The organism is Allostigmatella hybrida, from assembly GCF_020103775.1.
In the GTDB taxonomy this organism is placed as follows: domain Bacteria; phylum Myxococcota; class Myxococcia; order Myxococcales; family Myxococcaceae; genus Hyalangium; species Hyalangium aurantiaca.
Map to the genome: position 1 here is coordinate 508,956 of NZ_JAHXBH010000001.1, position 12,571 is coordinate 521,526.

A 12,571-nucleotide genomic window follows, 5' to 3' on the forward strand; every position below is an offset into this window, starting at 1 on the left:
GTGAGCTTCTCCCTGCCACAGGCGCTGGTGCTGCTCGTCCCCCTGGGGCTGTTCCTCTGGAAGCGGGGGAGGCGGCCAGGTCTGCCCGGGGCGCTGCGGTGGGTGCTGCTGGGGCTCGCCGTGGGCGCGCTCGCGGGGCCCGAGCTGGTGCTGCGCCACGCGGGCAGCGACGTGGTGGTGGTGGTGGACCGCTCGCGCTCCATGCCGCTGGACGCGGACCGGGTGGCGCTGGAGGTGGTGACGCTGCTGGAGGGACAGCGGCGCACGGGGGACCGGCTGGGCGTCATCGCCTTCGGACGTGAGGCCCGGGTGGAGCAGCCCCTGCGAGCCGAGGGCACCTTCGGTGGCTTCTCCCGGCCGGTGGACGCGGACGCCTCGGACCTGGCGGGGGCGCTGGATGCGGCCGAGGCCCTCATCCCGCCGGAGCGGACCGGGCGGGTGCTGGTGGTGGCGGACGGACGGGCCACGGGGGCGGATGCGCGGGGGGCGGCCCGGCGGCTGGCGGCCCGGGGCATCGCCGTGGACTTCCGCCACGTGGCGCGCGAGGCGGTGCCGTTGGACCTGGCCGTCGTCTCGCTGGATGTGCCCTCCGTGGTGTCCGCGCGGGAGCCGTTCCAGTTCTCCGCCGTGGTGGTGGCCTCCCAGGCGGTGACGGGCACGGTGCTCCTGGAGCGGGATGGCCAGCCGCTGGTGAAGGGGCCCTTCGAGTTCCGTCCGGGCTCCAACGTGCTGCCCTTCCGGGACCTGGCCGAGAAGGAGGGGCTGGCCCGCTACCGCCTCAAGGTGGAGGCGCCCGGGGACGGCGTGGTGGAGAACGACGAGGGCCGCGCGGTGCTGCGCGTGGAGGGGCCGCCGCGCGTGCTGCTGCTCAGCCGCCAGCCGGCCGGCACGCTGGCCCAGGCGCTGGGGGCCGCGGGCCTGCGGTTGGAGGTGCGCGAGCCCTTCCCGCTCTCGCTGGACGCGCTGGACGGGGTGGGCGCGGTGGTGCTGGAGAACGTGGACGCCAATGCGCTGGGCGAGCCCGGGCTCCAGGCGCTGGCGGCCTACGTGGAGCAGGCCGGCGGCGGGCTGGTGATGACGGGGGGCCGCGACAGCTTCGGCCAGGGTGGCTACCGGCGCTCGGTGCTGGAGCCCGTGCTGCCCGTGTCCCTGGAGCTGCGCGAGGAGCAGCGCCGGACTTCGCTCGCGCTGAGCGTGCTGATGGACTGCAGCTGCTCGATGGGGGCCACGGTGCCCGATGGGCGCACGAAGATGGAGGTGGCCGCCGAGGGCGTGGTGGGCGCGCTCACCCTGCTCAACGAGCGGGACGATGCCTCCGTGCACATGGTGGACACCGAGCCGCATGAAATCTTCCCCTTGAGCCCGGTGGGGGAGGGGCTGCCCCTGAACAAGGTCGCGCGGGGCTTCAGCGGCGGCGGCGGCATCTTCGTGGGCGAGGCGCTGCGTGAGGGCAAGACGCAGATCCTCCGCAGCGAGAAGGCCACGCGGCACGTGCTGCTGTTCTCGGACGCGGCGGACTCGGAGGAGCCGGACGACTACCGCCAGACGCTGGCCGCGCTGCGGCGGCAGAACGTGACGGTGTCGGTCATTGGCCTGGGCACGCCGAAGGATCCGGACGCGGACCTGCTGCGCGAGGTGGCCCAGCTGGGCGGGGGCCGCATCTACTTCGCGGAGGACGCGATGAGCCTGCCGCGCATCTTCAGCCAGGAGACCCTCACGATCGCGCGCGCGGCCTTCGTGGACGTGCCCACCTCGGTGGAGGCGGCGCCCGACCTGCCGCTGCTGGGACGGCTGCCCTCGCTGGGGCTGCCCCAGGTGGGCGGCTACAACCTCACGTACCTGAAGCCCCAGGCGAACGTCGCGATGCGCACGCTGGACGAGAACGCCGCGCCGCTGCTGGCGCTGTGGCCCCGGGGCTCGGGCCGGGCGGTGGCCTTCATGGCGGAGGTGGATGGGCCCTTCACCGGTGCGGAGCTGCGGGAGTGGTCCGGGCTGCGCGCCACGCTGGAGGGCATGGTGCGCTGGTCCATGCAGGAGGGCCGTGCGGCGCAGGAGGCCGCGGTGGTGCGGGCCGAGCGCCGGGGCAACCTGCTGCGGGTGACGTTGGATCTGCCCCCGGGCGAGCCGATGCCCACGGTGCTGCCCTCGCTGGTGGTGCTGCCGGGCGAGGGCGGTGGGCCGCCCGTGGAAGTGCGGATGCGGTGGGAAGACGAGGACCGGCTGGTGGGGGAGTACACGCTGCCGGGGCGGGGCACGTGGCACCCGGTGGTGAAGCTGGGCGAGCGGGCCCTGCGGGCGCCGCCCGTGGCGTTTCCCTATGCGCCGGAGTTCGAGCCGGGCAACGCGGCCGAGGGGCTGGCGCTGCTGCGCTCGGTGGCCCAGGTGGGCGGTGGGGTGGACCGGCTGTCGTTGGCGGGCCTGTTCGCCGAGGCGCCCGTGTCCGAGGGCCGCGTGGCGCTGGCGCCCTGGCTGGTGGGCTTCGCGGTGCTGGTGCTGCTGGCCGAGGTGGTGGTGCGCCGCTTCTTCTCCGCCCCTCGCCTGCGCAAGCCGGTCTCCGGCGCCCCCCTGGCGGCGAGCCCCGCGCCGCGTGCCGCGCCTGCCCCGCAGGCACCCTCGGCGCCCGAAGCAGCGCCCGAAGCAGCGCCCGCGCCCAAGGCTCCCGAAGGGGGTGTGGACTCGGCGCTGGAGGCGGCCCGGGCCCGGGCCCGCAAGAGGCTGGGGCGCTGAGGCCGGAGAAGAGGACCCCGGATGGCATTGAAGAGGACACCCAAGACGCCCGCTGGGGAGCTGCCGGTCATGGCCTTCGCGCACCCGCGCGCCTGGACGGCCTGGCTCGACGCCCACCATGCCTCCTCGAAGGGGGTGTGGCTGAAGCTCGCCAAGAAGGGCTCGGGCGTCGCGTCGGTCACCTACGCGGAGGCGCTGGAGGTGGCGCTCGCCTGGGGGTGGATCGACGGACAGCGGCAGGCGCATGACGAGGCCGCCTTTCTCCAGAAGTTCACCCCCCGGGGACCTCGAAGCATCTGGTCGAAGATCAACCGGGAGAAGGTGCTGGCGCTCATCGAGGCCGGAGCGATGAAGCCCGCGGGTCTCGCGGCGGTGGAGCGGGCGAAGCAAGACGGGCGCTGGGAGGCCGCCTACGACTCGCCGAGCCGGGCGGTGGTCCCCGAGGACTTCCTGACGGCCCTGAAGGCCAACCCCCCGGCCGAGGCCTTCTTCAAGACGCTGAACGCGGCCAACCGCTACGCCATCCTCTTCCGGCTCCAGACGGCCAAGAAGGCCGAGACCCGGGCCCGGCGCATCGCCCTCTTCGTGGAGATGCTCGCCCGGCACGAAAAGCTCCACCCATGATTCAGGCAGGGCGGTGGGCCGCGCTCCTGGGGCTCGCGGGCGCGTGGCTCGGGTTGAGCGTGCAGGCCGCCCGGCTGGCGTTGCACAAGAGCTTCAGCATCGACGAGTTCCAGTACACCCACGCCGCGTGGCTCGTGGCGCGGGGCCAGGTGCCGTACCGCGACTTCTTCGAGGTCCACCTGCCCCTCGTCTACCAGGTGCTCGCGCCCGTGTTCTGGTTCTCCGGGGACTCGCCGCTGAGCATCCTGGCCCTGAGGGCCGCCATGCTCGTGCCGCTCGTGGGCACCTGCGTGGCCGCCGCGAGCCTCAACCGGAAGCAGGGGCCCGTGGCCATGCTCCTGGCGCCCGTGCTGTTGCTGGCCACGCCACCCTTCGTCACGCTCGCCACGGAGGTCCGCCCGGATCCGCTCGCCTTCGCGCTCTTCCTGGGCGCCCTGGCCCTGCTGGCCGGGAAGCCCTCGTCCCTGAAGGCCTTCGGCGCGGGGGCGTTGCTGGTGGCCGCCGTGTGGGGCTCGCAGAAAGTCCTCTTCTATGGAGGCCTCATCGGCCTGGTGCTGGCCGGGGACCTGGTGCTGCGGCGAGGCCGGAGCCCCGCGCTCCTTGTCTCTCCCCGGGCCTTCTTCACGGGGGCGGCGGCCGTGCTTGCCGTCCTCGCGGCCTACCTCACGGTGACGCGCTCCTGGGGGGCCTGGTGGCAGTGGTGCTTTGCCTGGGCCGCGGCTCACCAGCGCCGCTACCCGGGGTTCTCCTGGCGCGTGTACCTGGCGCCCGTCTGGACGGCGCACCCCTGGCTCTTCACCCTGGCGGCGCTCGGGCTGGCCTCCACGGTGCGGGAGGGATGGCGCCGGGCCCGGTGGCGGGAGCCGGATCTCCTGCTGGTGGTGGCGCTGCCCGCCACGTTCGGCGCCTACGCGCTCCAGCAGGCTCCGTTCCCCTACAGCCTGTTGCCGTTCCTGGGCATCCTCGCCGTCCTCGCGGCCCGGGGGGTGGGGGTGGGGCTGGGCGCGGTGACGTCCCCCGGGGGCAAGGCGGTGGGGGCCGCGGCGCTCATCGCGCTGCTGGCGGTGGAGCTGCGCCGGCTGGAGCAGCGCCTCGGCCGGGACTCCAACGCGCGCCAGCGCGAGGTGCTCGCCCAGGTCGGCACGCTCACCGCGCCGGACGACGTGGCCTACGACAACTCGGGGGGCTACGTGAGCCGCCCGCACGCGTACTTCTACTTCTACACGGATGCCTACCTGCGCGGCGCCATCGCCGGGACGCTCGCACGCGAGGTGCCCGAGGCGCTGCTCGCCCAGGGGTGCGTGTTGCACCTGGAGGACTTGCGCAAGGACGGGCTCCCCGCCTCCCTGAAGCGCTTCCTGTCCGAGCACTACCAGCCCTTCGATGGGGACATCTCCCTGTGGGGCCAGCGCTACGAGGTGCCCCCCACGGGCCTCGCCGAGGCCCGCTTCCTCGCCGTCCGGGCGGACACCTACTTCATCGAGCCCGCGAGCGCGCTGGCGCAGGGCACCCTGTTCCTCGACGGCGCCCCCGTGACGTCCCCGGTGTTCACCCTGGAGAAAGGGGCGCACACCGTGAGGTACGAGGGGCAGGCAAGCGCGTTCCATGTGCTCTGGCTGCCCGAGAATGGCCAGCGGTGGACCCCCCGGCGCGGGCTCCCGCCCACCTATTCGCGGCTGTTCTGAGGGCGCGTCCGGTGGAATAGACTGGGCCTCTTTTCCGTCCGTGAGGCCATGATGAACCGCTTCCTTGGATTTTCTTCTCTGGGCCTGGCCGCCCTGGCGCTCGTGGTGGCCCTGGCGAACTCGTCGCCGGTCATCGTGCCGCCCCCTCCGATGGCAGAGGCCCCGGGGGCCGCCGGCCCGGAGGTCCAGGCGCTGGAGAAGCGCGTCCAGGCGCTGGAGGGCACCGTGCAACTGCTCTCCCAGCGGCTGCGGGAGGCCGAGCGGCGTCCCGGCACCGCCGCGGCGCCGGGCGAGGGCGCTCCCCCGGCGCTCGCCGCGGAAGTGGATCAGCTCAAGGATGAAATCCGCGGCCTGATGGCGGGCGAGGCGCTCAACTCCGAGGGCGGGCGCGAGTACCTCAAGGAGATGATGACCTCGGTTCAGGACGAGATGCGCGACGCCCGGCGCAAGGAGCAGGAGCAGCGCTGGATGCAGGCGATGTCCCAGGTGCAGCTTGACCGCTCCGGGAACTGGAGGAAGTTCGTCTCCGAGGCAGGGCTGAACTCCAGCCAGGAGCAGCAGCTCATGCGCCGGCTGGAGGACGAGGATGCGCGCCGCAAGACGCTCATCGAGGAGGTGCGCGCGGGCACCAAGCAGCCCCGGGAGATGCAGCGCGAGCTGCGCGAGGCGCGCAAGCAGACGGACGAGGAGATGCAGAAGCTGCTCGGCGCGGACCAGCAGAAGAAGTACGTGGAGGCGCGGCGCGACGAGTGGCGGCAGGCGCGCGGCGTGGGCGGCCCGGGAGGCCCTGGTGGGCAGGGCGGCCGGCGGGAGGCCAACGGCGGCGGACGCCCGTAACGAAAAAGGGGCGCCTCCCCGGAGGAGACGCCCCTGTCCGGCGCACGGCGGCAGGCGCTACTTGAACTGGGCCGCGCCGTCGAGCTGAACCCCGTCACTGCTGAAGTTGAAGTTCAGGGTGTCCTCCAGCACTTCGTCCGTGGTGCCCTTGATGCGCACCTTGAGCGGGGGTGGGCCCAGGGCGTTGCCGACGAAGTAGTTGTAGTTCTCGCGCGTGAGGGTCTCCCAGCCCGTGGCCCGCATCACCTCCAGGCTCTTGATGGGCACCTTGTGGTTGCGCACCTGGATCGCGAAGTAGGAGTAGGGGCCGCTGCCTTCCTTGATGTGATAGCGCACGGGGCCACTCACACCGCAGGCCACCAGCTTCCAGTTCATCGACACCTCGCCGCCGGAGGCGACCTTCGAGTAAGCCTCCTGGCTGAGCAACATCAGGTCGGGCGCGCACGCCGGGCAGACATCGACGACGCGGGCGATCACCTTGCCATTGGGACCATCCACCTCGGCGCAGGCGCCACAGACCGCCGAGCCCGAGAACTCGGTGGTGTTCAGCGCCGCGACGAACTTCTCGCCCACGGGCACGCCGAAGCTGCAGCTGCCATCACCCTCGGTCTCGTAGCTGTTGACCTTGCCGGGCTTGGGGTCCTTGCCCAGGCCCACGTCACCGCCCCCGCCACCCCCGCCGCCCCCGCCGCCGCCATCACCGCCTTCGTCACTGTCAGAGCAAGCCGCCAAAGACAGCACTCCCGCCACGAGCAGCGCGCGCGCTGAAAAAGCCTTTCCAAATCGCATGAAACAAACCTCCTAGAGGGGACGCAAAGCATACCGTGCGCATTGGCGAATCATGTGGCCGGCCGCAGGTGGCTCTTTGCGCACCCTGATCAATACACCGTGAAGAAAACAATCCGCCAAAGTCGAAAGAAAAGGATTGTTTGAAACATGCGAATCCCTCTAAGACGCGAACTTTCCACTGCGGGCATCCGCCGCCCGCGCTTCCCCAGGAGAGATCGTGATGACGCTTCGTGCTTGCGTGCTCGTGATGCCCGTGCTGCTCGCAGTGGGCTGTGGCCCCACGGAAGAGCCGGTGGTGGATGAGCTGACCGGCCAGGTGTTGATGGAGGCCACGACGAAGTACGACATGCACCGGCTGCTCGAGGACACGGACATCTCCGGCGGGCAGTGGATCACCCCCGCGCAGGTGCAGCAGTTCCTCCAGCAGAAGGGCAGCTACCTGGCGGGCTACACGGATCCCGCCTGGGGCAAGACGGGCGCCACGCTCATCGTCGAGCGCTCGCGCGCCTACGGCATCAGCCCGCTGTACATGCTGGCGCGCATCCAGACCGAGTCGAGCCTCATCACCAGCGGCACCTCCACCAACCTGGCCAAGGCCACGGGCTGCGGCTGTCCGGACACCGCCGGCTGTGACGTGTCCTACGCGGGCTTCGGCAACCAGGTGGAGTGCTCGGCGAAGAAGATCCGCGGCTACTTCAACGACCTGGACGCGGGCCGCACCACCGTCTCCGGCTGGAAGGTGGGGCTCACCAAGCAGACCTCGGATCCGTGCTCGGTGAAGCCCGTGAACAAGGCCACCGCCGCGCTCTACACGTATACCCCGTGGGTGGGCGCCTACGCGATTCAGTGTGGGAAGACGACCGTGGGCGGCTCGTCGCTGGTGGCCAGCGTCTTCAACCGCTTCAAGGGCGAGTACGCGTGGGGCACCGGCGCGGGGGCCACGTGCTACTCGGGCACGGTGGACGCGGACGTGGCCCAGGGCGCGTGCGTGCAGAGCTCCTCGGACGCGCTCTGGCGGCAGTGCCTCTCGGGCGTCTTCACGGGCGGCTCCACGGCAAAGCCCTCGAACTGCACCGCCTCGTACCCGTTCTGCGCCTCGTCCACGCTGGGCCGCTCGGTGCCGACGCGCACCTGCGTGCAGTCGTCGGGCAACGGGGCCTGGCAGCAGTGCGCCGCCGGCGGGGCGTGGCTGGCTGCCCCCAGCGCCCCCATCTCCGGCGCGGGCCCGGCGGGCTCCTGCTTCGAGATGTTCGCGCTGTAGCGCGGCTCAGTAGTCCTTGCTCCAGATGAGGTCCAACCCACCCGAGCGGGCGTCGCCGTAGTTGGCTTCGAGGCTCCAGCTCGGGTGGAACTGGTACTCGAAGCGCACGGCGTTGGAGTTCTGGCGCTCGTTGGCCACCTCGCCCACGCGGCCGGTGTAGCCCACGTAGATTTTATCCGAGATGTACTTGCCGACCTCCAGGCGCGTGCCCTGGAGGCCGCCGCTGTCGCCCGCCTCGATGGAGAACACGTCCAGGGGCAGCTCCGCCGACAGCGCCTGCTTGGCCTGGGAGGCCACCAGCGAGCCCACCACGGAGGCCGCCTGGGCGCCCGCGGACATGGACGCGCCCGAGTTGCGCTCCAGCGTGCTGCGGCCCGTGGCGAGCAGCGTGTAGATTTCCGTCTCCGACATGGGCGGCTCGCTGGTGGGCTCGATGGTGAAGTCCTTGCCCTGGCCGCGCACGTGGATGAAGACCTTCACGTTCTCGCGCTCATTGTTGTGCTCGGCGGTGAGGTTCAGGTACGGCGCCAGCGGCGGGCCGCCGAAGCGCACCTCGCTGTTGCTCTGGAGGTCCAGGCGCCGGCCCAGCGCATCCACCCGGCCCTGCACCACGCGGATGGTGCCAAAGATTTCCGCCTCGTTCTTGTAGGAGACGTAGAAGTCGTTGAGCGGGATGCGGATGTCCACGTTCACGTCTGTGCCGCGCACCTTGATGTAATTGGGCGCGAGCACATGGATCTCGTAGGTACGCAGGGCCGCGGGCTTGTCCTCCTCGGTCCCCGCGGTGCCGGTGCCGCCCGTGCCCGGCGTGGAGGAGGCCGGGGTGGCGGGTTTGCGCCGCTTGTTCACGAGCAGGCCGTTGCGCACGATGACGATGTCCCCGGGCTTCTCCAGCGCCTGCAGCTCCTTGCGCTTCACTTCGGGCAGCATCACGGTGGCACTGTCAATGCGGAACTCCTGGATGTTGACGAGCCTCGCATCCATTGTTCCTTTCATCTCCGATGCCATCTCGACGGTGGCCAGCAGCTGATCATCGGAGACGATAGGGAAGTCCTTGAGATGCACCTTGCCGGTCAGCGCGAACGCGCCGCGCGTGGACTTGGCATTGGCGATGAGCTTCAGCTCACCCGAGCCGCTGCGCGCGAACAGCTCCTCGAGCTTGAGTTGCTCCTCGGTCACGTCCAGCGCCAACCGGATATCCCGGTACGAGCCGAACCCCATGAGCCCGATCTTGCCGTCCTTCCAGTTCACCTTTCCCTTCAGCGTGGGCGCGCCCAGCTGGCCGGCGACGCGCGCATCCGCCTCGAGCTCCCCGCCCAGGTCTCGGACCATCTCGTGGATCCCCCCGAGGAAGGCCAGGTCGAAGCGCCTCGCCCGGAGCGTCACGTCCAAGGGCACGGTGTTCATGTCGGGCGCCTGCTTCATGCCGTGCAGCGACAGGTCCAGGGGCACCTGGGTCTCTACGAGCAGGGTTCCCCCGGTGGGGGATGTCAGGAGGACGTCCGCGTTGGAGCGGGCATTCGCATAGGCATAGTGGAAGCGGGCCTGGCCGAGCGCCTTCTCATCAATGCCCAGATTCTGGAGGCCCGCAGTCAGGTCGATCTTGGGCGCCGCGGGAGTGCCCGCCGCGTTCAACTCCAGGGACAGGAGGCCCTTCACCCGCTGCGGCAGGGGGCTGCCCTCGCCGGCCAGCCCTGGCAGTTCGATCAGAGGAGTGGGGTGGATGCGGCCCTTCACCTGGAAGGGAACCCAGCCGATGACGTCCGGATCCTGAAGCGCGCCCATCGGCGCGGAGACGACGGCGCTCAGGTCCATCAGCGGCCGCATCTGGCCATCCTTCGTACGCTGCTGCGCCGTCAGCTCCAGCCGGGTGTCCTTGCCCTCGCCACGCACGATCAGCCGCGCATCCAGCGGGCGCTGGTCATTGAAGGTGGCCCCCTGGGCAATCAGCTCCAACTGCCCCCGGGGCACGAGCACCGAGCCGTTCAGGCCGAGCTTCAACGACAGCGTGCCGTCCGTGCCCCGGCCGCGGAACCCCGCCACACGGGCGAGCAGCCTCACGGGCACCTCGCTCAGCTGAGCTTCCAGGGCCACCACCGTGCGCATCACCTCGTCCGCGGTGGGCGGCTTGGCGATGAGCTGCCCCAGCGTGAAGGGGGTGTCGAGCGTGACGAAGGCTTCCTTGCCCAGGTCGGTCACGTCGAGCCGCACGTCCAACGTGCCGTCCGAGGCCTGGGAGGCCGCCACCAGCTTGAAGCCGAGCGGCTTCAGCGGCCGGCGGCCGGGCAGCATCTCGTTGGCCTCCAGCCCCTGGCCGTTCAGGGTGAACTCCAGCTTTGGATCCCGCGCGGGGCCCGTCACCTTCAGCAGGCCAGTAATCTGGCCCTTCACGGGCTCGGGCCGGTTGGCCAGCTTCATCACCTCGGCCACGTCCAGGCGCGACAGCTCCACCTGGAGGTTGAGTTCGTCCTTGCGGCGCTTGAGCACCGCCTGCACGGGCACCTTGAAGTCCGCGTTGAGCTGGGCGGCGGGCACCTGGGCGCTCAGCGTGCCCTGGGCCGTGTCCTTCACGTAGGTGCCCTTCAGCTCCAGCCCCAGGCCGGTGTACTGCTGGAAGCGCCCGTCGGCGAGCGACACGGCGTACGTGGCATCCGGGCGCGACAGCGGGCCCTTGGCGCTCAGCTGCGCGGAGAGCGTGCCGCCCAGGCCCATGGACTCAGGCACGAAGGCCCGGGGCAGCCGCGACAGGTCGAGCGCGCCCACGTCCACGCGTGCATCCACGCGCTCGCCCTGCAGGAGCAACTGCACGGCCAAGCGCTGTGCGTCGGAGACGAGGCTGAGGGCGGGCTTCACCTCGATGCGGCCGCCGCCGAAGCGCACGTGGGTGGGGCTCTGCAGCCGCCAGGTGGCCTCCGGGTAGGCCAGCGTCAGGGCGTTCACGGCGAGGCCCTGCTGGTCCGCGTCCACGAGGCCCGCCAGGCTGAGGTTCAGCTCCACCTCGCCCTGGGTGCTCACGCTGGCCTTCAGGTCCCGGTCCTGGGTGACGACGGTGGCCGCGAGGTTCTGGAAGGTGCGGCCCCCCGTGCTCAGCTCGCCCACCACCAGCGAGGCATCCACGGACAGGGGCTGGGTCACATCCGGCAGCGAGGCCTTCAGGTTGAAGTCCTTGAGGGCCGTGTCCGCGTAGGCCAGCGAGGAGAAGGTGCCCGAGGCCGTCATCGCCGGGGTGCGCAGCGGCCCCTTCACCTGGAAGTCCAGCGCGCCGCTGCCGGCCAGGGGCAGCGCGGGGCCGGGGCCCAGCTTGCCCACCGTCTGCCCCAGCACGGCGAGATCCGAGGCGCTCAGGCTGCCCTTCAATTGAATGTTGTCGATGGTGCCCTGGCCGCGCGCGTCCAGCGAGGCGCCCGGCACCAGCACCCGCAGGTGCGAGAGCGTGTACTGGCCGTCCTTCGCGCTCGCGCGCAGGTCCACCGGGCCCAGGGGCTGCTCGCGGAACTTCGAGGGTGACACCGTCAGCTCCACGTCGCCGTCGAGCGTCTCCAGGCTCGTGCCCCCGCCGCGCGCGGACAGGTTCGCGACGATGGCGGTGGGCGGGCCGTTCTCCACCAGCTCCGACAGGTCGATGTCGCGCGCCTTCAGGGACACGCCATCCGAGCGCATCGTCAGGAGGTTGAACGAGCCGTCCAGGTGCACCGAGGCCTTGCCCGCCTTCACCCCCAGGTTCGTCCGGGCCACGTCCCCCTGCTTCTGGCCGTTGCCCTGGAGCGTCACGGGAACCAGCAGGGGATAGGTGGGCACGAAGGCGCGCGCGGTCTCCGGCGCCAGCGACACGCGCTGAATCTCCGCCCACAGGTCGCTCATGCCGCGCATGCCGCCGCGGGCCACGGCCTCCAGGCCGGCGATGGAGAGGTTCACGTCCGCGGAGAGGTTCTCCTCCTCGCCCTGGCCCCGGAGCGACAGCTTCACTGGGCCGCTCACCGGGAGGGCCAGGCCGCCGGTGGCCTCCAGCCGCGCGTCGAAGGCCACCTTGGCCGCCGCGTAGCTGGCGGCGCCGGACGCGTCGAAGTCCTCCAGCCGCACGTGCTGACCCTCGGCGCCCGCGGTACCCTCGGCCTGGAAGTCGACGTAGCCGTCCTCCAGCCGGAAGTCCTTCAGGGAAAGCCGCAGCGTGCCCCGGCCCGTGTCGGGCTCCTCGGGCTTCGGCTCGCGGGGCTCCAGCGCCCGCAGGAGGTTCAGGCCCCGCTCATCCTGCACGAGGTACAGGCGCGGACGCTCCACGCGCGCCGTGCGCACCACGATGTGCTGGCCCGCCAGGGGCAGAAGCGCCAGGTTCGCGTCGACCAGCGCCACCTCGGCCGCCAGCTCGCCCTCGGGCGTATAGATTTTCACGTCCCGCAGGGTGACGCCGGTGAGCCGCAGGTCCACGGCGCCCGCCTCCAGCTTGCCCGTGAACTGCTCGTTGGCGATGGACAGGCCTTTTTGGAGGATCCACCCCTCTCCGGCCGGAGAGGTGGCATAGACGAGCACCCCCGCCACGAGCAGCAGGACTACTGCTACCAGTCCCAGCACCCCCCACACCGAGCGTCGCACCCAGCGCCGCCAGCGCGCATGAGGAGGCCGGGAAGGGGGATGCGAAGAGGTGGGGGGA

At 71.2% G+C, this 12,571-nt stretch carries 7 protein-coding genes; 5 read left to right on the forward strand and 2 right to left on the reverse strand.

Annotation, left to right across the window (positions count from 1 at the left end; translation table 11 throughout):
- Genes KY661_RS01960 through KY661_RS01975 form a run of 4 tightly spaced genes read left to right on the forward strand, consistent with a single transcriptional unit; the run spans position 1 to position 5,873 of the window.
- Positions 1–2,727, forward strand: a complete 2,727-nt coding sequence (locus KY661_RS01960; protein ID WP_225408559.1) for a VWA domain-containing protein — start codon at positions 1–3, stop codon at positions 2,725–2,727.
- Positions 2,728–2,748: 21 nt separating this feature from the next.
- Positions 2,749–3,351 carry a YdeI/OmpD-associated family protein gene (locus tag KY661_RS01965; RefSeq protein WP_225408560.1) on the forward strand — a complete coding sequence of 201 codons (603 nt, stop codon included), beginning with the start codon at positions 2,749–2,751 and terminating at the stop codon, positions 3,349–3,351.
- Positions 3,348–5,036: a hypothetical protein gene (locus KY661_RS01970; protein ID WP_225408561.1), complete on the forward strand. Its 1,689-nt coding sequence runs from the start codon at positions 3,348–3,350 to the stop codon at positions 5,034–5,036. Before KY661_RS01965 ends, KY661_RS01970 begins: the two co-directional genes overlap by 4 nt.
- A 51-nt stretch (positions 5,037–5,087) precedes the next feature.
- Positions 5,088–5,873: a coiled-coil domain-containing protein gene (locus tag KY661_RS01975; protein WP_225408562.1), complete on the forward strand. Its 786-nt coding sequence runs from the start codon at positions 5,088–5,090 to the stop codon at positions 5,871–5,873.
- Between the two features lie 57 nt (positions 5,874–5,930).
- On the opposite strand, the gene KY661_RS01980 is transcribed toward KY661_RS01975, so the two are convergent.
- Positions 5,931–6,662 (reverse strand): expansin EXLX1 family cellulose-binding protein, encoded by a 732-nt coding sequence (locus KY661_RS01980; protein WP_075008942.1) that lies wholly within the window; start codon positions 6,660–6,662, stop codon positions 5,931–5,933.
- Between the two features lie 220 nt (positions 6,663–6,882).
- Here KY661_RS01980 and KY661_RS01985 point away from each other — a divergent pair, with 220 nt between their 5' ends.
- Positions 6,883–7,923 (forward strand): hypothetical protein, encoded by a 1,041-nt coding sequence (locus KY661_RS01985; protein WP_225408563.1) that lies wholly within the window; start codon positions 6,883–6,885, stop codon positions 7,921–7,923.
- Between the two features lie 6 nt (positions 7,924–7,929).
- On the opposite strand, the gene KY661_RS01990 is transcribed toward KY661_RS01985, so the two are convergent.
- The gene (locus KY661_RS01990; RefSeq protein ID WP_317987202.1) at positions 7,930–12,513 is read right to left on the reverse strand and encodes a translocation/assembly module TamB domain-containing protein; all 4,584 of its coding nucleotides are present in this window, start codon (positions 12,511–12,513) and stop codon (positions 7,930–7,932) included.
- Positions 12,514–12,571 lie beyond the last annotated feature (58 nt).

What these genes read in the sequence shown, in the direction of transcription:
- KY661_RS01965 (WP_225408560.1), top strand. Translation starts at nt 2,749, where the DNA reads ATGGCATTGAAGAGGACACCCAAGACGCCCGCTGGGGAGCTGCCGGTC.
- KY661_RS01970 (WP_225408561.1), top strand. Translation starts at nt 3,348, where the DNA reads ATGATTCAGGCAGGGCGGTGGGCCGCGCTCCTGGGGCTCGCGGGCGCG.
- KY661_RS01975 (WP_225408562.1), top strand. Translation starts at nt 5,088, where the DNA reads ATGAACCGCTTCCTTGGATTTTCTTCTCTGGGCCTGGCCGCCCTGGCG.
- KY661_RS01980 (WP_075008942.1), bottom strand. Translation starts at nt 6,662, where the DNA reads ATGCGATTTGGAAAGGCTTTTTCAGCGCGCGCGCTGCTCGTGGCGGGA.
- KY661_RS01985 (WP_225408563.1), top strand. Translation starts at nt 6,883, where the DNA reads ATGACGCTTCGTGCTTGCGTGCTCGTGATGCCCGTGCTGCTCGCAGTG.